The sequence below is a fragment of the Isoptericola cucumis genome (genome assembly GCF_014635665.1).
GTDB classification, from domain to species: Bacteria; Actinomycetota; Actinomycetes; order Actinomycetales; family Cellulomonadaceae; genus Isoptericola; species Isoptericola cucumis.
On record NZ_BMDG01000009.1, the window covers coordinates 51,348 to 72,938 of the forward strand.

16 protein-coding genes and 1 tRNA gene are annotated in these 21,591 nt (G+C 73.0%); 12 read left to right on the plus strand and 5 right to left on the minus strand.

Annotated elements, in window-relative coordinates:
* Positions 1-50: 50 nt before the first annotated feature.
* The 8 genes from IEW03_RS13570 (at position 51) to IEW03_RS13605 (ending at position 7,606) form a co-directional block, all read left to right on the plus strand.
* Positions 51-1,073, plus strand: a complete 1,023-nt coding sequence (locus tag IEW03_RS13570) for a 2-dehydro-3-deoxygalactonokinase (protein ID WP_188524240.1) — start codon at positions 51-53, stop codon at positions 1,071-1,073.
* Positions 1,070-1,702, plus strand: a complete 633-nt coding sequence (locus IEW03_RS13575; protein ID WP_188524241.1) for a 2-dehydro-3-deoxy-6-phosphogalactonate aldolase — start codon at positions 1,070-1,072, stop codon at positions 1,700-1,702. The genes IEW03_RS13570 and IEW03_RS13575 overlap by 4 nt, the downstream gene beginning before the upstream one ends.
* Before the next feature lie 63 nt (positions 1,703-1,765).
* Positions 1,766-2,899: a galactonate dehydratase gene (gene dgoD, locus IEW03_RS13580; RefSeq protein WP_443093550.1), complete on the plus strand. Its 1,134-nt coding sequence runs from the start codon at positions 1,766-1,768 to the stop codon at positions 2,897-2,899.
* Positions 2,900-2,904: 5 nt separating this feature from the next.
* Entirely contained in the window at positions 2,905-4,254 is a 1,350-nt protein-coding gene (locus IEW03_RS13585; protein WP_188524243.1) for an MFS transporter, read from the plus strand.
* Between the two features lie 64 nt (positions 4,255-4,318).
* Positions 4,319-4,867, plus strand: coding sequence for a DUF501 domain-containing protein (locus IEW03_RS13590; RefSeq protein ID WP_229738017.1), 549 nt, complete (start codon positions 4,319-4,321; stop codon positions 4,865-4,867).
* A gap of 81 nt (positions 4,868-4,948) precedes the next feature.
* The gene (locus tag IEW03_RS13595) at positions 4,949-5,920 is read left to right on the plus strand and encodes a Ppx/GppA phosphatase family protein (RefSeq protein ID WP_188524244.1); all 972 of its coding nucleotides are present in this window, start codon (positions 4,949-4,951) and stop codon (positions 5,918-5,920) included.
* A 62-nt stretch (positions 5,921-5,982) separates the two neighbouring features.
* Positions 5,983-7,446, plus strand: a complete 1,464-nt coding sequence (locus IEW03_RS13600) for an NAD(P)/FAD-dependent oxidoreductase (protein ID WP_188524245.1) — start codon at positions 5,983-5,985, stop codon at positions 7,444-7,446.
* 86 nt (positions 7,447-7,532) lie between these two features.
* Positions 7,533-7,606 (plus strand) — tRNA-Leu (locus IEW03_RS13605).
* 12 nt (positions 7,607-7,618) lie between these two features.
* On the opposite strand, the gene IEW03_RS13610 is transcribed toward IEW03_RS13605, so the two are convergent.
* Positions 7,619-8,527: a LysR family transcriptional regulator gene (locus IEW03_RS13610; protein WP_188524246.1), complete on the minus strand. Its 909-nt coding sequence runs from the start codon at positions 8,525-8,527 to the stop codon at positions 7,619-7,621.
* Between the two features lie 71 nt (positions 8,528-8,598).
* On the opposite strand from IEW03_RS13610, the gene IEW03_RS13615 reads away from it, so the two are divergent.
* Positions 8,599-9,543: an EamA family transporter gene (locus IEW03_RS13615; RefSeq protein WP_188524247.1), complete on the plus strand. Its 945-nt coding sequence runs from the start codon at positions 8,599-8,601 to the stop codon at positions 9,541-9,543.
* Positions 9,544-9,553: 10 nt separating this feature from the next.
* Entirely contained in the window at positions 9,554-9,955 is a 402-nt protein-coding gene (locus IEW03_RS13620) for a helix-turn-helix domain-containing protein (protein WP_229738025.1), read from the plus strand.
* An 81-nt stretch (positions 9,956-10,036) separates the two neighbouring features.
* On the opposite strand, the gene IEW03_RS13625 is transcribed toward IEW03_RS13620, so the two are convergent.
* From IEW03_RS13625 to IEW03_RS13640, 4 genes are all read right to left on the minus strand, one after another.
* On the minus strand, positions 10,037-10,648 hold the full coding sequence (locus tag IEW03_RS13625) for a ClpP family protease (protein ID WP_188524248.1): 612 nt from the start codon (positions 10,646-10,648) through the stop codon (positions 10,037-10,039).
* 11 nt (positions 10,649-10,659) lie between these two features.
* Positions 10,660-11,268, minus strand: coding sequence for a ClpP family protease (locus tag IEW03_RS13630; protein WP_188524249.1), 609 nt, complete (start codon positions 11,266-11,268; stop codon positions 10,660-10,662).
* Positions 11,269-11,358: 90 nt separating this feature from the next.
* Entirely contained in the window at positions 11,359-13,809 is a 2,451-nt protein-coding gene (locus IEW03_RS13635) for a hypothetical protein (protein WP_188524250.1), read from the minus strand.
* A gap of 103 nt (positions 13,810-13,912) precedes the next feature.
* A complete protein-coding gene (locus IEW03_RS13640; protein WP_188524251.1) occupies positions 13,913-16,414 on the minus strand; it encodes a hypothetical protein in 2,502 nt (833 codons plus the stop codon).
* Between the two features lie 213 nt (positions 16,415-16,627).
* On the opposite strand from IEW03_RS13640, the gene IEW03_RS13645 reads away from it, so the two are divergent.
* Both IEW03_RS13645 and IEW03_RS13650 read left to right on the plus strand, forming a co-directional pair.
* Positions 16,628-17,860: an MFS transporter gene (locus tag IEW03_RS13645; protein ID WP_188524252.1), complete on the plus strand. Its 1,233-nt coding sequence runs from the start codon at positions 16,628-16,630 to the stop codon at positions 17,858-17,860.
* A gap of 148 nt (positions 17,861-18,008) precedes the next feature.
* Positions 18,009-21,368 carry an efflux RND transporter permease subunit gene (locus IEW03_RS13650; protein ID WP_188524253.1) on the plus strand — a complete coding sequence of 1,120 codons (3,360 nt, stop codon included), beginning with the start codon at positions 18,009-18,011 and terminating at the stop codon, positions 21,366-21,368.
* Positions 21,369-21,591 lie beyond the last annotated feature (223 nt).

The following is a 21,591-nucleotide window of genomic DNA, read 5'->3' on the forward strand; positions in this document are numbered from 1 at the left end:
TATCGGGACGCGGTTCTCAATATCGGGACGGTCGTCCTAGCGTCCGGGGCATGTCCGACGACGTACGGCGGCCCGACGCCGCGCTCGTGGCCCTCGACTGGGGCACGACGACCTTCCGCGCCTGGCTCCTCGACCCCGAGGGGCGGGTGCTGGAGCAGGCCCGCACCTCCGACGGCACCCTGCGGTGCTCGGAAGGCACCGACGACGCCCGGGAGCGGGCGGCCGCCTTCGAGCGGACGTTCCTGCGCCTGGTCGGCCCCTGGCTGAGGCAGCACCCGGCGGCGCCCGTGCTGTGCGCGGGGATGGCGGGCTCCAACCACGGCTGGGCCGAGGCCGGGTACCTCGACGTCCCGGCCGATCTCGGCGACCTCGCCGGCCGGCTGACGACGGTCGCCACGACCGGACGCGCCGTGCACCTCGTCCCCGGGCTGCGGGTCACGGGGCCGGACCCGGACGTCATGCGGGGCGAGGAGGTCCAGCTGGTCGGCGCGCTCGACGCCCCCGAGCCGGTGACCACGGTGGTGCTGCCCGGCACCCACTCCAAGTGGGTGCGGCTGGACGGCCGGCGCGTCACGGGCTTCAGCACCGCCATGACCGGCGAGCTGTACGGCCTGCTGATGCGCGACAGCATCCTCGCCCGGCTCTCCGACGGCGGCCCGGGTGCGGCGTCGCCGGACGGGCGCGGCTCCGGCGCGTTCGTCCGCGGGCTCGAGGTCGAGGCGGCCCGCGGGGACGAGCGCGGGCTGCCCGCCCTGCTGTTCACGGCACGCACCCTCGTCATGGCCGGCGACCTGCGGCCGGACGAGGTGGCCGACTACGTGTCGGGCCTGCTCGTGGGCGCCGAGGTGCGGCACGCGCTGCGCTCCGCCGGCCCGCCCGGCGAGGCCCTCGGCGGCGTCGCCGTCTGCGGCTCCGGCTCGACCGCCCCCCGCTACCGGCTCGCGCTCGAGCGTGCCGGCGTCCCCGTCCGCACGGTGGACGAGGACGCCGCCGCGCGCGGCCTCTGGCGAGTCGCCCTGGACGCCGGCCTCGTCGCACGCACCGCACCACCGATCCTGGAGGACCAGCCATGACCCACCGAACCGTCGGCCTCGTCGCCATCCTGCGGGGCGTCACACCCGCCGAGGCCGGCGACGTCGCGACCGCGGTCCTCGCGGCCGGGTTCGACGCCGTCGAGGTGCCGCTCAACTCGCCCGAGCCGCTCGAGTCCGTCCGCCGCATCCGCGCCGCCGCGGGCCCGGACGCCCGGGTGGGAGCGGGCACCGTGCTCACGCCCGACGACGTGCGCCGGGCCGCCGACGCGGGCGCGTCGCTCGTCGTCTCGCCGAACACCCGGCCCGACGTCGTCGCCGAGACCGTCCGGCTCGGGCTGGAGAGCTACCCGGGGGCGGCGACGCCGACCGAGGCGTTCGCGGCCCTGGACGCCGGGGCCGACGCGGTCAAGATCTTCCCCGCCACCGCGGTCGGCACCGCCGGCATGCGCGCGTGGGCGAGCGTCCTGCCCGCCGGGGCCGCCCTGGTCCCCGTCGGCGGGGTCGACGCCGGGAACCTCGGCGACTGGGCGCGCGCGGGCGCGGCCGGCGCCGGCATCGGCACCTCGCTGTACCGGCCGGGCGACGCGCCCGGCACGGTCGGCGACCGGGCCGCCGCGTTCGTGCAGGCCTGGGTGAGCGCCACCCGGCAGAGCGCGACAGAGCGCTGACCGAGCACGACCTGAGACCGAACGAGCGACGAAGCTGAGAGAGATGCTGTGAAGATCACGTCGATGACGACATTCGTCGTCCCGCCGCGCTGGCTGTTCCTGAAGATCGAGACCGACGAAGGGATCGTCGGCTGGGGCGAGCCGGTCCTGGAAGGGCGCGCGGCGAGCGTCGCAGCCGCCGTCGAGGAGCTGGCCGACTACCTGGTCGGCAAGGACCCGCGCCAGATCGAGGACCACTGGACGGTGCTGTACCGCTCCGGGTTCTACCGGGGCGGCGGGATCCACATGAGCGCGCTCGCCGGCATCGACCAGGCGCTGTGGGACATCAAGGGCAAGGCGCTCGGGGTGCCCGTGCACGAGCTGCTGGGCGGCCGCGTCCGCGACCGCATCAAGGTGTACTCGTGGATCGGCGGCGACCGCCCGGCGGAGACCGCGGCGGCCGCGAAGGAGGCCGTCGGGCGCGGGTTCAGCGCCGTCAAGATGAACGGCCCGGAGGAGCTGCAGTTCCTCGACACGCGCGACAAGGTCGAGAAGGTCGTGGCCAACGTCGCCGCGGTGCGCGAGGCCGTGGGCCCGGACGTCGGGATCGGCGTCGACTTCCACGGGCGCGTGCACCGGCCCATGGCGCGGGTGCTGCTCGAGGCGCTGGAGCCCTACCACCTGATGTTCGTCGAGGAGCCGGTGCTGTCCGAGCACGTCGACGGGATCGCGGACGTGCTGCGCAGCTCCAGCACGCCGATCGCGCTGGGGGAGCGGCTGTTCTCGCGCTGGGACTTCAAGGACGTCATCACCAGCGGCGTCGTCGACGTCATCCAGCCCGACCTCTCGCACGCCGGCGGCATCACCGAGGTGCGCAAGATCGCCGCGATGGCGGAGGCCTACGACATCGCGGTCGCGCCGCACTGCCCGCTGGGGCCGATCGCGCTCGCGGCCTGCCTGCAGCTCGACGCCGTCGCGTACAACGCGGTGATCCAGGAGCAGAGCCTGGGCATCCACTACAACACCTCCAACGACCTGCTCGACTACGTCGCCGACCCGACGGTCTTCGCCTACGCGGACGGCGCGGTCGAGATCCCCCGTGGCCCGGGCCTCGGCATCGAGGTGGACGAGGACTACGTCCGCGAGCGGGCCGCCGTCGGGCACCGGTGGCGCAACCCCGTGTGGCGGCACACCGACGGCTCGTTCGCGGAGTGGTGAGGCGGATGTCGATCGGCAACGCCCAGCGCACCGTCGCCCCCGCGGTCCGCCGCCAGGCGTCCCGCGCGCGCGTGCTCATCGCCGTGATGCTCTTCGTCACGGTCGTCATCAACTACCTCGACCGGGCGAACCTCTCGGTCGCCATGCCGGCCATCGCGGCCGAGCTCGAGCTCACGCCGCAGATGCAAGGCCTGCTGCTCAGCGCCTTCGGCTGGACGTACGCCGCGATGCAGATCCCGGGCGGCTGGCTCATCGACCGCGTCCCTCCCCGGGTGCTGTACCCGGTGTGCCTGGTGCTGTGGTCGCTGGCGACGGCGTTCATGGGCGTCGCGGGCGGGTTCGTGGCGCTGATCTGCCTGCGCCTGATGGTCGGGATGCTCGAGGCGCCCGCCTACCCGATCAACAACCGGGTGGCCACGACGTGGTTCCCCGACCGGGAGCGGGCGACCGTCATCGGGTTCTACACGTCGGGCCAGTTCATCGGCCTGGCGCTGCTCACGCCGGTCCTGACCTGGCTGCAGACGGCCTTCAGCTGGCACTGGGTCTTCATCGCCACGGGCGGTGTCGGGGTCGTGTGGGGCGTGGTCTGGTACGTCGCGTACCGCGAGCCGCGCGAGTCGCGGGCCAACGACGCCGAGGTCGCGTACATCGCCGACGGCGGCGGCCTGGTCGACGTCGAGGCGCAGACCCGGGCGACGAACCGCAAGAAGGTCGACCTGCGCGACTTCGCCCACGTGCTGCGCTCGCGCAAGCTCTGGGGCATCTACCTCGGGCAGTTCTGCCTGACGTCGACCATGTGGTTCTTCCTCACCTGGTTCCCCACGTACCTCGTGGACTACCGCGGCATGGACTACATCCAGTCCGGGTTCCTCGTGTCGCTGCCGTACGTCGCGGCGCTGGTCGGGGTGCTCCTGTCCGGGGTGGTGTCCGACGCGCTGCTGAAGCGCGGCCGGTCGGTCGGGTTCGCGCGCAAGGCGCCGATCATCACCGGCCTGGTGCTGTCCACGGTGATCATCGGGGCCAACTTCACCGACAGCACGGCGCTGGTGATCCTGTTCCTGTCCGTGGCGTTCTTCGGCAACGGGTTCGCGTCCATCACCTGGTCCCTGGTGTCGGCGCTCGCGCCGCAGCGGCTGCTCGGCACCACGGGCGGGATGTTCAACTTCATCGGCAACCTGTCGTCGATCGCGACGCCGATCGTCATCGGGTTCCTCGTGAGCGAGACGAGCTTCGCGCCCGGCTTCGCGTACATCACGGCGGTGACGCTCGTCGGGATCGCGGTGTACGTCTTCATGGTCGGGCGGGTCGAGCGCATCGCCGACCGGCCGGACGTCGTCGCGGCCGACGCCGCGTGAGCCGAGCGGTCGCGGGTCGGGGAGAATGGGGCTGCTCCCGCCCGCGACCGCACCCGAGGTACCCGTGACCGACCCGACCCCCGGCAGCCCCGCCGTCGACCCGTCCACCGACCCGTCCGCCGGCTCGACCGCCGTGACCGACGGCGACCTCCAGGTGCTCGCCGAGCAGCTCGGCCGCACCCCGCGCGGGGTGGTCGGCATCGCCGCGCGCTGCGTGTGCGGCCGGCCGCTCGTCGTGCGCACGGCCCCGCGCCTGCCTGACGGCACGCCGTTCCCGACCACCTACTACCTCACGCACCCAGGCGCGGTGGCGGCGGCGTCGCGGCTCGAGGCCGAGGGTGTGATGAAGGAGATGACGGCGCGGCTCGGCGAGGACCCCGAGCTCGCGGCGGCGTACCGGCGGGCGCACGAGCACTACCTGGCGCGCCGCGAGGAGCTGGGCCACGTCGACGAGATCGACGGGATCTCCGCGGGCGGCATGCCCACCCGGGTCAAGTGCCTGCACGTGCTCATGGGGCACGCCCTGGCCGCCGGCCGCGGGGTGAACCCGCTCGGCGACGAGGCGCTCGACCGCGTCCGCGACCAGTGGCGGCCCGACCGCTGCACCTGCTGACGCACCGGCGGGCTCGACCGACCGGCTCGACCGGCCGGCTCGACCGGCGGACGGTCGGTGGTGGATGAGACAGTGTCGCCCGTGACTTCGAGCCCCACCACGCGCGTTGCCGCGATCGACTGCGGCACCAACTCCATCCGCCTCCTCGTCGCGGACGTCGCCGCCGACGGCACCCTGACGGAGGTGGACCGGCGCCTCCAGATCGTCCGGCTGGGGCAGGGCGTCGACCGCACAGGCGAGCTCGCGCCCGAGGCGCTGGAGCGCACGTTCGCCGCGTCCCGCGAGTACGCCCGCGTCATCGCCGAGGCGGGCGCCACGCGCGTCCGCTTCGTCGCGACGTCCGCCACCCGCGACGCGCGCAACCGGGCGGCGTTCGCCGAGGGAGTCCGCGACGCCGTCGGTGTCGACCCGGAGGTCGCGTCCGGCGACGAGGAGGCGGAGCTGTCGTTCCGGGGCGCGACGGCGGGAGTCGCGTCGCGGCACGCCGGGCCCTACCTCGTGGTGGACCTGGGCGGCGGGTCGACCGAGCTGGTGCTCGGCACCAGCACGCCCAAGGCAGCCCTCTCGCTGGACGTCGGGTCCGTGCGGATGACCGAGCGGTACCTGCACTCCGACCCGCCGGTGCCCGACGAGGTCGAGGCCGCGCGCGCGGACGTCCGGGCCGCGCTGGACGGCGCGGCGCGCACCGTGCCCTTCGGCGAGACGGTGACCCTCGTCGGCCTCGCCGGGTCCGTCACGTCCGTCACCGCGCACGCGCTGCGGCTGCCGAGCTACCAGCGGGAGCGGGTGCACGGCGCGGTGCTGCCGACGGACGACGTCCTCGCCGCCTGCGACGACCTGCTGCACCGCACGCGCGAGGAGCGCCGTGCGCTGGGGTTCATGCACCCCGGCCGGGCCGACGTCATCGGCGCCGGCGCGCTCGTGTGGGCGGAGGTCGTGACCCGCGTGCGCGACGACGTCGCCAGGTCGCAGGGCGCGGCGGGCGGTGCGTTGACGCAGGTCGTGACCAGCGAGAGCGACATCCTCGACGGCATCGCGCTCTCGCTCGCCTGAGCTCGCGGTCGCAGGGTGGACGGCCCGACTGCGAGCGCCGCGGGCGGTCGTAGACTGAGTGCATGCCTCAGAACGTTCTGTCGTCGGACACCCATGCCCAGGACGCGCCCGCACCGGCGTCGCGGCCCCGCAAGGTGCCTCGTGTCGTGGTCCTCGGCGGCGGGTCCGTCGGCCTCTACGTGGCGCGCCGCCTGCGCCGCAAGCTCGGGAAGCGCGACGCGGCGATCGTCGTCGTCGACCCGCGGCCGTACATGACCTACGCCCCGTTCCTGCCGGAGGCGGGTGCGGGCTCGATCGACGCCCGCGACGTCGTCGCGCCGCACCGCAAGGCGCTCAAGGGCGTCGACGTGCTGCAGGGCATGGTCGCGAACATCGACCACGCCGACAAGAAGGTCACGATCCACCCGGAGGAGGGCCCGGACTACGAGGTCTCCTACGACCAGCTGGTCGTCGGGCTCGGCTCCGTCTCCCGCACGCTGCCCATCCCGGGCCTCGCGGAGAACGGGATCGGCTTCAAGAACGTCGAGGAGGCCATCGCCGTCCGCAACCACGTGCTCAACAAGATGGACGTCGCGTCGTCCACCTGGGACGCCGAGGCGCGCAAGCGGATGCTGACCTTCACGTTCGTGGGCGGCGGCTTCGCCGGCATCGAGGCGCTCGCCGAGATCGAGGACATGGCGCGCTACGCGACGCGCAACTACCCGACGATCGACGCCGAGGACCTGCGCTTCGTGATGATCGAGGGCGCCGGCCGCATCCTGCCCGAGGTCTCCGAGCCCATGGGCCTGTGGGCGCTCGAGGAGATGAAGAAGCGCGGCATCGAGTTCCACCTCAGCACGTTCCTGTCGTCCTGCGTGGACGGGCACGTGGTGACCTCCACGGGCGTCGAGTTCGACACCGACACGATCGTCTGGACCGCGGGCGTCAAGGCGAACCCGGTCATCAAGGAGCGCTCGGACCTGCCCTTCGACCGGATGGGCCGCGTCACGGTGCTGCCGACGCTGCAGGTCGCGACCATGGACGACGACGGCAACGGCGAGGTCGTGCCCGACGCCTGGGCCGCCGGCGACTGCGCCGCCGTGCCGGACCTGCTGAACCCGGGCGGCTTCTGCCCGCCGAACGCCCAGCACGCGATCCGTGAGGCCACCCGGCTGGCGGACAACATCGTCGCCCAGTACCAGGGGCAGCCGATGGTCGAGTACAAGCACAAGAGCGTCGGCGTCGTGGCGTCGCTCGGCATGTACAAGGGCGTGGCGGAGCTGTTCGGCTTCCTCAAGCTGCGCGGGCCGCTGGCCTGGCTGGCGCACCGCGGCTACCACGTGATGGCGATGCCGACCGGCAACCGCAAGCTGCGGATCATGATCGGTTGGATCGGCCAGTTCATCATGGGCCGGGAGATCGTCTCGCTCGGTTCGCTGCACGACCCGCGCGACGAGTTCCGCAAGGCGTCCGTGCCGCCGAAGCCCGCGGGGGAGAAGGTCGAGCAGAAGGCCGAGTCGTCGGCCGCGCGCGCCGAGAAGGGCTGACCGGCCACCGGTACCGTGAGCGGGCGCCGGGTCGACCTCCACCGAGGCCGACCGGGCGCCCGCTCTCGTGTCCTGGCCCCACCAGCGCCCCCGTAGCCCAACTGGCAGAGGCAGCCGGCTTAAACCCGGTCCAGTCCCGGTTCGAATCCGGGCGGGGGCACCTTGCCTGAGGTCACGCCGTGTGCTGTCGTGTCACGGCGTCCGCCGCGCGGACGAAGGCGTCGACGACGCGGCGCACGGCGAGGCGCTCGGCCCGGTCGGGGCGCAGGACGGCGGAGACGTGCCGCGCGGACGCGACGCCGGCGAGCTCGCGCAGGGTGAGCCGGTCGCCGGTCGGGGTGGTGAAGCGGGGGAGCACGGCGACGTGCCGGCTGGAGGACACCAGGGCCTCGATGAGGCGGTTGTCGCGCAGCCGCTGGTCGATGCGCAGCCGGGTGCCGGTGACCCGCTCGAGTGTCTGCAGCACGGTGTCGAACGGGAAGCCGGGCGGCACGCCGATCCAGTCGCAGTCGGCGAGGTCGGCGGGGTGCACGACCTCGCCGGCCGCGAGCGGGTGGTCGGTGGCCATCGCGATGTCGAGCGGCTCGCGCGCCAGGGGGACCACCACCAGGCCGTCGGTGCCGGCGGGACGGACGCTGGTGAGGCTGTGCGCGACCACGACGTCGTGGTCGGCGGTGAGCCCGCCGTACTCGGCCTCGGCGATGTCGGTGTCGGTCAGGCGCAGCGTGATCGAGGTGCCGGCGAGGTCGCGCACCACCCCGGGCAGCAGGAAGGTCGCGGCGCTCGGCAGGGCGGCGACGCTGACCGTGCCGGACGGCTCGCCGTGGAACGCGTCCCAGCGGGCCTGCACCTGCTCGACGGCGGCGGCGACGTCTGCCGCGCCCTCCGCCAGCAGCCGCCCCGCCTCGGTGAGCCGCAGCCCGCGACCGGCCGGTTCGACGAGCGCCGTGTGCAGCTCGCGCTGCGCGGTGCGCAGCTGCTGCGAGACGGCGGACGGCGTGCGGTGCGTGGCCCGCGCGACCGCGGTGACGCTCCCGCGGTCGGCCAGCTCGCGGAGCAGCTCGAGGTGCCTCACGTCCATGAAGGCAACCTACAGCGTCGGTGAACCAATCATCGCTTGTCCTTCAGCATGTTCGTGGCGACGCTGGACGCATGCCCGTCCGCCACCGGCTGCTCGCCGTCCTCGTCGCCCTCATGTGGGGGCTGAACTTCATCGCCATCGACGTCTCCCTCGGGCACTTCCCGCCGTTCTTCCTCGTCGCGCTGCGCTTCGGGCTCATCGCCGTGCCGACGGTGCTGCTGGTGCCGTGGCCCGGGGTGCCGGTGCGCTGGCTGGTGGGCTACGGCCTCGGCTTCGGCACCCTGCAGTTCCTGTTCCTGTACTGGGGCATGGCGGCCGGGATGCCCGCCGGGCTCGCGTCCCTCGTGCTGCAGATGTCGGGCCCGTTCACGGTGGTGCTCGGCGCGACGTTCCTGCGCGAACGGGTGAGCGGACGGCAGGTGGCCGGCGTCCTGGTCGCCGTCGGCGGCCTCACGCTCGTCGCCTGGCAGCGGGCCGAGCACGCGAGCCTCGTCCCCCTCCTGCTGACCCTGGCGGGTGCGTTCGGCTGGGCGATCGGCAACGTCTGCAGCCGGCAGGCCCGGCCCGCCAGCCCGCTGCGCCTCACGCTGTGGATGTCGGTCGTGCCGCCGCTGCCGATGCTGGCCCTGTCGCTGGCCGTGGAGGGCCCGGACCGCATCGCGACCTCGCTCACCTCGTTCGACCAGCCCGGTGCCGTCGCCGCGCTGCTGGGGCTGGCGTACACGGTGCTGGTGGCGACGGTGCTCGGGTCGGGCGTGTGGACGTGGCTCATGACGCGGCACCCCGCCGGCGTGGTGGCGCCGTTCTCGATGCTCGTGCCCGTCGTGGGGATGACGGCGGCGTGGCTCGTGCTCGGAGAGCGCGTCACCGCCGGCGAGGGCGTGGGGGCCGCGCTCGTGGTCGGAGGAGTGCTGCTGGGCAGCAGCCGGGCGGGCGGCCTGCGACGCCTTCTGCCGACAGCGGAACGACGACGTCCGACGCCCGTCGCGCAGCCGTCGGGCGCCGGACGCGGGTAGCGTCGTCGGCATGACGACCGCGATGCGAGCCCCCACGGGCACGGAGCAGGTGCGTGAACCGCTGCTGCGCCACCTGGTGGGAGCGATCCTGCGTCGCGCGCGGCTGCGGCAGGGACGCACCCTGCAGGAGGTCGCGTCCGCGGCCCGCATGTCGACCGCGTACCTGTCGGAGGTGGAGCGGGGCCGCAAGGAGGCGTCGTCGGAGATGCTGGCCGCCGTGTGCACGGCGCTCGGCATCCGGCTCGTCGACCTGGTCGCCCAGGCCCACGACGCCCTCGCCGCGAGCGTGGAGCAGCAGCAGGTCCGCGTGCTCACGTCCACGCGCGACCGGTCGACACCGGTCCGCCACGTCCGCTCGGTCCCGACGTCGGGCACGGTCACCACGTCGGACACGGTCACCCTCGCCGCCTGAGCACCCGCCGCCGCAACGTGCGTGCTGACATGATCCTCAAACAGAGGTCTTAAGGATCATGTCAGCACGCACGTCGGTCGCTCAGGCCGCGGCGGGCGCCGTCAGCTTGCGCGAGGTGACGACGGCGTCCGCGACCCCGTAGTCCACGGCCTCGCGGGCCGACAGCAGCAGGTCGCGGTCGGTGTCCGCGCGCAGCCGTTCCACGGACTGCCCGGTGTGCCGCGCGAGCAGCGACTCCGTCTCGGCGCGCAGCCGCAGCACCTCGCGCGCCTGGATCGCCAGGTCGGACACCGTCCCCTGTCCCTGGGTGGACGGCTGGTGCAGCAGCACCCGGGAGTGCTCCAGGACGGTCCGCTTGCCGGGGGTGCCCGCGGCGAGCAGCACGGCCGCCGCCGACGCCGCCTGCCCCATGCAGGTGGTGGCCACGTCGGAGCGCACGAACTGCATGGTGTCGTAGATGGCCGTCATCGCCGTGGCCGAGCCGCCGGGGGAGTTGATGTACAGGCCGATCTCCGTCTCCGGCGACTCCGACTCCAGGTGCAGCAGCTGGGCCATGACGACGTTCGCCACGCCGTCGTCGATCTCCGTCCCCAGGAAGATGATGCGGTCCCGCAGCAGCCGGCTGAAGACGTCGGAGTAGCGCTCGCCGAGCGGGGTGCGCTCGACGACGTTCGGGATCGTGTAGCTCGACATGCGCTCCTGCATCACAGCCCCGCCCTCCGGCCGGCGGCCGCGGGACGCACGTCCTCGACCGACTCCACGATCCGGTCGACCAGGCCGTACTCGAGCGCCTCGGACGCGGTGAACCAGCGGTCGCGGTCGGCGTCGGCGGCGATCTGCTCGACGGTGCGACCGGTGTGCTTCGCGGTCAGCTCGTGCATGACGCGCTTGGTGTGCTCCAGGTTCTCGGCCTGGATCGCGATGTCGACGGCGGTGCCGCCGATGCCGGCCGAGGGCTGGTGCATCATCACGCGGGTGTGGGGCAGCACGTAGCGCTTGCCCTTCGCGCCGGCGGTGAGCAGGAACTGGCCCATGCTCGCGGCGAAGCCGAAGCCCACCGTCACGACGTCGTTCGGCAGCAGCCGCATCGTGTCGTAGACGCCGAGGCCCGCGGTCACGGACCCCCCGGGCGAGTTGACGTAGAGGGCGACGTCGGCCACGGGGTCCTCGGCCGACAGCAGCAGGAGCTGGGCCGTGACGCGGTTGGCCACCGCGTCGTCGATCTCGGTGCCGACGACGACGATGCGCTGGTGCAGCAGTCGCGCGGCGAGCTGGTCGTCGAATCCTGGAGGGGACGTGAGGGGTGTGCTCATGCCTCCACGGTGCGCTCACCGGCCCGGCGGTGGGAGGGGTATCTGCCCGCAGCGCATCTGCCGTGGGCAGAGGGACCCCTCCGCGGGCGGTCAGCGACCGCCCGTCCACCGCCGTCGCACCAGCACCAGCGCGAGCCCGGCGAGCACGAGCACCAGGGCCGCGGGGACCAGCCAGGCGTCGCCGAAGCCGGTCGCCGGCATCGGCCCGGAGCTCGGGACCACGTCGGACGGCGGGGCCTCGGCGCGCGAAGGGCCGTCGGCACGCGACGGCAGAGAGTCGCGCCCACCGCCGCCCGCGTCGTCGTCGCCCGCGCCGCCGCCGGGGCCGCCGTCGTTCCCGCCCGGCCCGCCGCCGTTCCCGCCGCCGTTCCCGTCGCCTGGCCCGCCGCCGCCGCCGTCGCCGTCACCCGGCGGGTCGGTCGGGTCGGGGCCCGGCTCCTCGGCCTGCAGGGGCGTGCCGCCGCCGAGCCAGGCGACGGTCTCCGCGCCCTCGGCCAGCGTGCCGACCGCGTCCTGCGGCTGCGCCTCGACGGGGACGCGACCCGTGTCGTGGCGCGCCCGCTGGACGGTGCGCGGGAGCTTGGGGTGGTCGCGCTCGAACTCGGCCTTCGGCGTCTGGTCGCGCGGGGCGTCGGGCAGCTCGATGCCACCCATCACCTCGACGTAGTACTCGGCGCTGCCGTGCTCGTACTCGTACCGGTACTGCACGGTCTGGAGCACGTCCATGAGCTCGTCGAAGACGTCCTGCGGGTCGTAGTCCGTCCGTGCCGGCCAGGCCGAGACGTCGCCGGAGCCGATGACGTCGTGGAACGCGCCGGGGCGCTTCGCGTCGCGGTCCTTGATCCACTCCGCCGCCACGCGGGCGGTGTAGACGCGCCGCAGGTCGGCGAACTCCGGGGCGGTGTTGACGTAGTCCTCGAGCGGCTGCTCGAAGTCGTCGACGATGCGCTGGGTGTTGCGCTCGACCATGTCCTTCGGGGCGGTCTCGGTGCAGGGCTCCTCGCCGGGCACCGTCCAGTCGATCTCGAACGGCTCGATCTGCACCTGCAGCGGGGCGTCGAGGATGTAGAGCTGGTCGCCGTCCGTGCGGACCTTCGCGGGCTGCGGCTCGATCCACAGCCGGGTCCAGTCGTAGCAGATCACCCCGTCCTCGGTGCGCTCCAGGGAGTCCCAGTGCTTCTTGCCCAGCTCCGTCTCGGGGTTCGACAGGTCGGTCAGCGACTTCTTCATCTCGAGGTCGGCCTCGAGGAGCACCCGACCGGCGTCCGTCGTGCCGAACTCCTTGTCGACGATGGTCTCCGGGGTGTCCGGGTTGAGGTTCACCCAGAACTGGCTGGAGTCGAGCGCGAGCCACGTGAACAGGGCGTCGGACGACAGGTCGAGCGCCGCCTCGCCGCCGAAGCCGGGCTCGGCCTCGCCGTCGTCGGGCAGCTCGTCGGCCGAGAAGGCGTAGCTGTAGTCGTCGTTCTTCGGGTCGTCGGAGACGTACTTCAGCTCGAGCGACCTCCAGTCGATGCCTCCCGGCCGCTGCGCGCCGAAGCCCGGTCGCCGCAGGTCCCGCGAGAGGTCGTTGCGGATCCGCTGGGCCTCGCGGGCGTCGGCGGCGTTGCGGCCCGACTCGGTCGCGAGCTGCTTCGCGGGTCCTGCGGTCGAGCGCCGGGGGCAGGCCGCGGCCGACGTCGACAGCGTCGACGGCTGGGCGCCGGGCTTGCACGGGGGGTTCATCGCGTTGCTCGGCGACTTCTGCGGATTCCTGGGCACGGCCGAGGAGTGCAGCTTGGTGTGCTCGATGCCGTACTGCTGGAGCAGCCGGAGCTGGCCGGGCTTCGGCTCCTTGCTGAAGATGTACACGACGCGCCAGCCCTGGGCCCGCAGCGCGCGGTCGGCCCGCAGCTGGTCCATGTTGAGCTGGGAGTTTCCCGACTTGAGCTCGTAGGCGATCTTGTGCTGGCGGTTCACCGAGTCGTACCGGCGCTCGTAGCCGAGGTTCTTCTCCTTCCAGAGCTTGTTGTCCTCGCACATCCAGTCGGCGCCGCCGAGCTTGAGCCGCTTGGCGACGTTCTTGTGGAAGCCGTCGCCCCGGGAGTCGTTGGAGATGGCGGGGATGTAGGTGTTCCGCCACCGCTCCCAGCCCCACTCGCCGTCGTAGGCCTTCCACCGGCGCAGCAGGTGGTCCTCGGTGCCCGGGTCGAAGTCCTCGTAGCTGCCCTTCAGCGCGTCGAGCTCCGCCTGGGTCGGTGCCTTGCGGTCCCGGAACTGCTCGGCGGGATTCTTGTACTCGTAGTCGTCGATCTTCTCGTCGTACGCGTCGGGCAGGCCGCCGCCCGGCAGGTCCGCGAGGTCGGCGACGCCCTCGATCCCGTCGACGAGCTCGTCGCAGCGCACGTTGAACTTCGGCGCGCCCTCGCTGTCGGGGACGAGGACGAGCGAGACGGCGAGCGCCATCGCCAGGGCGACGACGACGGCCACGGCGCGGTGGACCACGGTGCGCCTGCCCTGCTGCGGGGCGGGCGATTCGGTGTGAGGCTCGGGCAGCGTCACAACGGCTCCTCCTTGAGGCGTCGGTCGGGGTGAGTCGTGCCACGGGCACCGCGATCGACGGTAGCCCGGGGCACCGGGGCGCGCGACCGGTGCGCCCCGGACGTCATCGCCGGGTCAGCCAGCGCCGTCGGACCAGCATCAGAGCGAGCCCGGCGAGCAGGAGAGCGAGGGCCGCGTAGACCAGCCGGACGTCGTCGAAACCGGTCGCCGGCATGGGGTCCGAGTCGGGGACGACCTCCGACGACGGGCTGTCGGCGCGCGAGGGCAGGGACTCCCGCCCGCCGCCGCTCCCGGAGCCGTCGCCCGCCCCGTCACCGGATCCGGAGCCCCCGTCGCCCGAACCGCCGCCGGGGCTGCCGCCACCCCCGTCGCCGGGGTTGCCGCCACCCCCGTCGCCGGCGTTGCCGCCACCCCCGCCGCCGGGGTTGCCTCCGCCTCCGCCTCCGCCTTCGTCGCCGTCGTCCGGCGGGTCGGTCGGGTCGGGCCCCGGCGCCTCGTCGAACGTGCCGCCGCCGAGCCACGCGGTTCCGGTCGGCTCGTCGTCGAGCGTGGTGACGTCGTCCTGCGCGCTGACCTGCGGCGGCTCGCTCACGGCGTCGAAGCGCGCGTCCTGGACGGTCCGCGCCAGTCTCGGGTGGTCGCGCTCGAACTCCTTCTTGGAGGTCTGGTCGCGCGGGGCGTCGGGGAGCTCGATGCCGCCCATCACGTCGAGCGTGTACTCGAGGTCGCCGTGCTCGTACTCGTAGGTGTACTGCACGGTCTGCAGCTGCTCCATGAGGTCGTCGAAGACGTCCTGCGGGTCGTAGTCGATCCGGGCGGGCCAGGCGGAGACGTCGCCGGAGCCGATGATGTCGTGGAACGCGCCGGGGCGCTTCGCGTCGCGGTCCTTGATCCACTCCGCCGCCACGCGAGTGGTGTAGACGCGCCGCATGTCGGCGAACTCCGGGGCGGTGTTGACGTAGTCCTCGAGCGGCTGCTCGAAGTCGTCGACGATGCGCTGGGTGTTGCGCTCGACGATGTCCTTGGGTGCGGTCTCGAGGCAGGTCTCCTCGCCGGGCGGGGTCCAGTCGATGTCCATCTGCTCGATCTGCACCTGCAGGGGCGCGTCGAGGATGTAGAGCTGGTCGCCGTCGGTGCGGACCTTCGCCGGCTGCGGCTCGATCCACAGCCGGGTCCAGTCGTAGCAGATCCCGCCGTCCGGGCTCCGTTCCAGCGAGTCCCAGTGCTTCTTGCCCAGCTCCGTGTCCGGGTTCGAGAGCTTGGCGAAGGCCGCCTTCATGTCGTAGTCCGCCTGGAGCAGGACGCGCCCGGCGTCGGTGCTGCCGAACTGCTCGTCGACGATGGTCTCCGGGGTGTCCGGGTTGAGGTTCACCCAGAACTGGCCGGGGTCCAGCGCGAGCCAGGTGAACAGTGCGTCCGAGGACAGGTTGAGAGACGCCTCGCCGCCGTACCCCGGCTCGTCGGCGTCCTCGGGCAGCGTGTCCGCGGAGAAGGCGTACCCGTAGTCGTCGTCCTTCGGGGAGTCCGTGACGTACTTCAGCTCGAGCGACGTCCAGTCGATACCGCCGGGTGAGCGTGGGATCACGACCCCGCGGGGAGAGCGTCCCGTGAGCTGTCGTTCGATGCTCCGGGCCTCGGCAGCCTGGGCAGGGTTCTTCCCCGACCGTTGCGCCATGTACTCCACCACGCTCGTGGTCTTGGCGGACCCGGGCTTCATGGCAGACGTGGTCGAGGTCCGAGGGTTGGTCTGGACACCGCGGGCCTGGTGCGTCGAGTGGCTCGCGCCGAGTGCCCTCAGCCGCTGCGGGAGGCCGGGCGTCGGCCGCGCCCCTTTCATCGTCACGTGGGTGCGGTACCCGGCGCGGCGGTCCTGCAGGATCCGCTGCTCGAGATCCTTGCCGAGCGTGTTGCCCGTCATCGTGCGGATCGTCCGTCGCTGCGACTCGCTGAACGCCGTAGGCCGGTTGGGGTTGTCCCGGCGTTGTTCGAGCGGCGGGCACGCCCAGTCCCCGAGGTCGGCGCTCACCGGGAGACTGCGCAGGGCGGACTTCTCGAAGGCCGCGAGCTCCTGCACGCTGACCGCCCAGGACTGGTAGTGCGGCTTGTAGGCCTTCCAGTCCACGGGGTCGCGTGGGCGCGGACCCACCTGGCCGCCCTGCTCCCACTCGGTGATCTCGGAGAGTCGCTGCTGGTAGTAGTCGCGGTACGCCCACTTGGCGTGGTGCTCGGTACCGACAGGCTCCTCCAGCCATGCGTCCTTGTACTTCTCGAACTCGCCCTGGTGGGCGCCCTTCATGTCGTTGAGGATCTCTGACGCGGTGTCCTCCCACGTGTAGTCCTCGCCCTGGGTGGCGACGCCCTCCTCGTCCGGGGACGGCAGCGTGTCGAGGTAGCTGTTCGCCTGGTTCACGAGCTCTTTGCAGAAGGTCACGACGTCGGCGGAGGCCGGCGGGGCGGTCACGACGGTCACGACGGGCACGACGACGCCGGCGGCAGCGGTGGCCAGCGCGGCGCCGGCGGCGGCGAACCGCCGTCGTGCGACACGGCGGACGCCGGCCGGGGTGCGGGGCGGGCGGGGTGCGGGGTTCGAGATGGGCGCGGTCACGGACGGTCCTCCAGACGGCGATGTCTTCAGCAGTGGTGCGTCCTTCGTGCGGTGCCGCCTCCGCCGCGGATCGTTCGCCGGGCGGACTGTGAGGCGAGGCACACGTCTCAGGGACGCACGGGAGGCCCGTCCGTGACATCGGTTGCTAGAGGCAACTAAGGAGGCGTAACGTACCGACGTCCCCACCGCCCGCCCCGAGGAGAAAGGCCGCCCGTGTCCGGCGCCCGCAACGAACCGAACAAGACCGCCATCTACGCCACCGCGCTCACCGCGTTCTTCGCGATCGCCGGCATCGCCGTCGTCGACCCGATCCTCCCGGTCATCGGTGACGAGATCGGCGCGACCACGTGGCAGATCGAGCTGCTGTTCACCGCCTACATCGCCGTGATGGCGGTCGGGATGATCCCCGCGGTCCTCGCCACCGGGAGGTTCGGGTACAAGAAGATCCTGGGCGCGGGCGTCTCCCTCGTGGCCGTCGCCGCGATCCTGGCGGCACTGAGCACCTCCATCGGCCAGCTCGCCGCCCTGCGCGGCCTGTGGGGCCTCGGCAACGCGATGTTCTTCGCCACCGCGATGGTGCTGCTCGTCTCGCTCGCGAACGACCGCGAGTGGGTGGTCGGCATCTTCGAGACCTGCGTCGGCCTCGGGTTCGCCGTCGGGCCGCTCATCGGCGGGCTGCTCGGCAGCATCAGCTGGCGCGTGCCCTTCCTCGCGTGCGGACTGTTCATGATCGTCGCGCTGGCGATGTCCGTGACCAAGCTCAAGGACCCGGCGACCAAGCCCACCCCGCTGCGCGTCGGCCAGGTCTTCGCGCTCTTCCGCCGGCCCGCGTTCCTCGCGCTCGCCGTCGTGACCGCCACCTACAACTTCGTGTTCTTCGTCATCCTCGGCTACACGCCGATCTTCCTCGGCCTGGACGTCGTGCCGCTGGGCCTGGTCTTCACCGCCTGGGGCCTGGGCCTCGCGTTCGGCATCCTCGTCGTCGGGCACAAGCTGGCCCACACGATCGGGGCGGTGCAGACGCTCGGGGTTGCCGTCGGCGGCGTCCTCGTCATGACCGTGCTGCTCGCTCTCGGCCTGCCGACGGCGGCGTCGGTCGCCGTGCTGGTCGTCGCGGGCGTGTTCATGGGCATCGCCAACGCCATCCTCACCGACCTCTCCCTGGCGCTCGGCGATCCCGACCGCCGCGTCACGACCGGGGCCTTCAACCTCGTGCGCTGGGGCTTCGCCGCGCCCGCCCCCGTGATCGCCGGCCTGCTGCACCCGGTCGGGGAATCGGTGCCGTACTGGGTCGCGGCCGCGGTGCTGCTCGTCGGCGTCGTCGTCTTCGCCGTGACCGCGCACCGGATGGCCGGCCCGCTGGCCGAGCGCGTGCTGTGGTCGCGCTGGAACCGCCGGGCACGCGCGGTCGAGGGCACGCCCGAGGAGGCGATGGCGGAGCTGTGACGACCGGCGCGGTGCCGGGGCGGGTCGGGGACGCGGGTCCGTCTTTCGGACGATGCCGGCGGGAACCGCGAGCGAGTATCGTCCGTTCAGCCGTGCGTCACGACAGCGGAGTCGTGCCCGACCTTGCCGACCGCTGTCTGGAGTGAGCGTGTTCCGACTTGCCCGCCTGTCCCTGGCGAACCGCGCCGTCGTCGCCCTGGCGACGCTCGCGATCTTCGTCTTCGGGATCATGAGCCTGGGTTCCCTCAAGCAGGAGCTCATCCCGTCGCTCGAGCTCCCCGCCGGGGCCGTGGTCGCCACCTACCCGGGCGCGTCCCCGGAGGTCGTCGAGGAGCGCGTCACCGAGCCGCTCGAGGCCGCCGCCCAGGGCGTCGAGGGGATCGAGTCCGTCGGATCCACGGCCTCGACCGGCAGCTCCGTCACGACGGTGCAGTTCGTGTACGGCACCGACATGGACGCCGCCACCCAGCGCCTGCAGACGGCCGTGACCCGCACCCAGCAGCAGCTGCCCGAGGACGTCGAGCCGCAGGTGATCACGGGGTCGCTCGACGACCTGCCCGTCATCCAGCTCGCGGCCGCCGGCTCCGAGGGCTCGGGCGACCCGGTGGACGCCGCGGCGCTCGCGGACACCGTCGAGTCCGTCGTCGTCCCCGCGCTCGAGGACGTCGACGACGTGCGCTCGGTCGCCGTCACCGGCGGCGAGACCGACCAGGTGCTGGTCGACGTCGACACCGAGAAGGTGGCGGCCGCGGGCCTGACGACGCAGGACGTCGCCGACGTCCTCAAGGACAACGGCGTCGTGCTGCCCGCCGGCACCATCACCGACGACGACGTGACGTACTCGGTCCAGACCGGGTCGGGCATCGACAGCGTCAAGCAGCTCCGGCAGCTGCCGCTGGTCGCGGACCCGGCCGCGGCCGCGGCGCCGGGCGCGACGAGCACCGGCGACCCGACCGGCGGCACCACCGGGGAGATCGGCGACGGCACCGGCGCCCCGCCCACCGGGGCCACCGGGGCTGCCGAGGCCCCGCAGGCCCCACAGGCTCCCGAGCCCGTCGCGCTCGCCGACGTCGCGAGCGTCGAGGTCGTCCCCGTCGAGCCCACCTCCCTCTCCCGCCTCGACGGCGAGCCCTCGCTCGGCGTCGCCATCACCAAGACCCCCGACGGCAACACCGTCGACGTCTCGCACGCTGTCCAGGAGACCCTGGACGACCTCGGGCCGGAGCTGGAGGCGGACGGCGTGACCACCGCCGTCGTCTTCGACCAGGCGCCGTTCATCGAAGAGTCCATCGAGGGGCTCGCCACCGAGGGCGGGCTGGGTCTCGTCTTCGCCGTCCTCGTGATCCTCGTCTTCCTGCTCTCGGTGCGCTCCACGCTCGTGTCGGCCGTGTCGATCCCGCTGTCGCTGGCGGCGACCTTCCTGGTCATGAACGCCACGGGCTACACGCTGAACATCCTCACGCTCGGCGCCCTGACCATCTCGATCGGCCGCGTCGTCGACGACGCGATCGTCGTCATCGAGAACATCAAGAGACACCTGTCCTACGGCGAGGAGAAGAAGGCCGCGATCCTCACCGCCGTGCGCGAGGTGGGCGGCGCGATCGCGGCGTCGACCATCTGCACGGTCGCCGTCTTCGCCCCGATCGCGCTCGTGGGCGGCATGGTGGGCGAGCTGTTCCGGCCGTTCGCCATGACCGTGGCGATCGCCATGCTGGCCTCCCTGGTCGTGGCGCTGACGATCGTGCCGGTGCTGGCGTACTGGTTCGTCAAGACGCCCGCCGTCGCCGGCACCCCGGAGGAGGCCGAGCAGGTGCGCGAGGCCGCCGAGGCCAAGGAGCGCCGCGGCCTCTGGCAGCGTGCGTACGTGCCGAGCCTCGGCGCCGCGCTGCGCCACCCGTGGGTGACGCTCGTCGTGGCGGTCGCCGTCCTGGGCGGCACGCTCGCGCTGGTGCCGCGCCTGGAGACCAACTTCATCGGCGACTCCGGCCAGGACACCGTCACCGTCACGCAGACGTTCACGACGGGCGCGTCGCTCGAGGCGCAGGACGCCGCGGCCACCGAGGTCGAGGACGCGCTCGCCGGGGTCGACGCCGTCGAGAGCGTGCAGACGACCGTCGGCGAGGGCGACGCCGCGCAGGCCGCCTTCATGGGCGGCGGGTCGGCGCCGCAGGCGACGTTCGCGATCACGCTCGACCCCGAGGCGGACGGCGTCGCCGCGCAGGACGAGATCCGCGACGCGGTCGAGCCGCTCACCGACGGCGTCACCGACGAGGTGAGCGTCTCCGGCGGCGACTCCGGGTTCGGCTCCACCACCGTGGACCTCGTGGTGCAGGCGAACGACGAGGACGACCTGCGGGCCGCGGCCGGGCAGGTCACCGACGCCGTCTCCGACCTGGACGGCGTGGCCGAGGTCAGCAACGACCTCGCCGCCGCGCAGCAGGTCGTGCAGGTCTCCGTCGACCGCGAGAAGGCGGCCGAGCTGGGCCTGACCGAGACGCAGGTCTCGGGCCTCGTCGCCGGGGCCATGGAGCCGGAGCAGACCGTCGGCGAGGTCGACCTGGGGGACGGCCCGACCGACGTCGTCGTGAAGACCGGCGACGCGCCCGCGACCCAGGGCGAGATCTCCGACCTCGAGATCCCGACGGCGGCGGGCACCGTGCCGCTGACCGACGTCGCCACGGTCGAGAAGGTCGACGTCCCGACGTCGATCTCCCGCACCGACGGCGAGCGTTCCGCGACCGTCTCGGTCACGCCGCAGACGCAGGACGTGGGCACGCTCAGCACCGAGATCACGACCGCGACCGACGCCCTCGACCTGCCCGCGGGCGCGAGCGTCGAGGTGGGCGGCGTCGCGGCGGACCAGGCCGACGCCTTCGCCGACCTGGGGCTGGCTCTCGTCGCGGCGATCGCGATCGTCTACCTCGTCATGGTGGCGACGTTCGGGTCGCTGGTGCAGCCGCTGATCTTGCTCGTGTCGGTGCCGTTCTCGGCGACCGGCGCGCTGCTGGCCCTGCTCGTCTCCGGCACGCCGCTGGGCGTGCCGGCGCTCATCGGCGTGCTCATGCTGGTCGGCATCGTGGTGTCGAACGCCATCGTGCTCATCGACCTCATCAACCAGTACCGCGAGCGCGGACGAGGACTGGACGAGGCGGTGCGCGAGGGCGCCCGCAAGCGGCTGCGGCCCATCGTCATGACGGCGCTGGCCACCATCTTCGCGCTGACGCCGATGGCGATCGGCCTCACCGGGGGCGGGGCGTTCATCAGCCAGCCGCTGGCGCTGGTGGTCATCGGCGGCCTGATCTCCTCGACGCTGCTCACGCTGTTCGTGGTGCCGGTGCTGTACGAGCTCATCGAGCGGCGCAAGGAGCGTCGTCGCAGCCGGCGGGACACGCGCGCGGTGCGGCGGGCCGAGAAGGCCGCGGCGCGGGCGAAGGAGAAGGCGGAGAAGGCCGCGGCTCTCGCCCGGATGTCCGAGGGCTCGGCCTCCGGGTCGCCCGACCCCGCCTGACAGGCGCTGCCTGACGGACCCTGCCTGACCGGGCCCGTCGGTCCACCGGTCGGTGGACCGACGGGCCCACCGGCCGGTGGTCGACGCCCCACCGCCCGGTGGATGTGGGGAGCTCGCCCGGCTCCGTAGCGTCGGGGCATGAGCAGCCCGAGCACGGTCGCCGCGGCGACGCCCGCCCCGCCCGACGGCACGTCCCGCGCACCGGTCCCGGACGTGGCCCGGG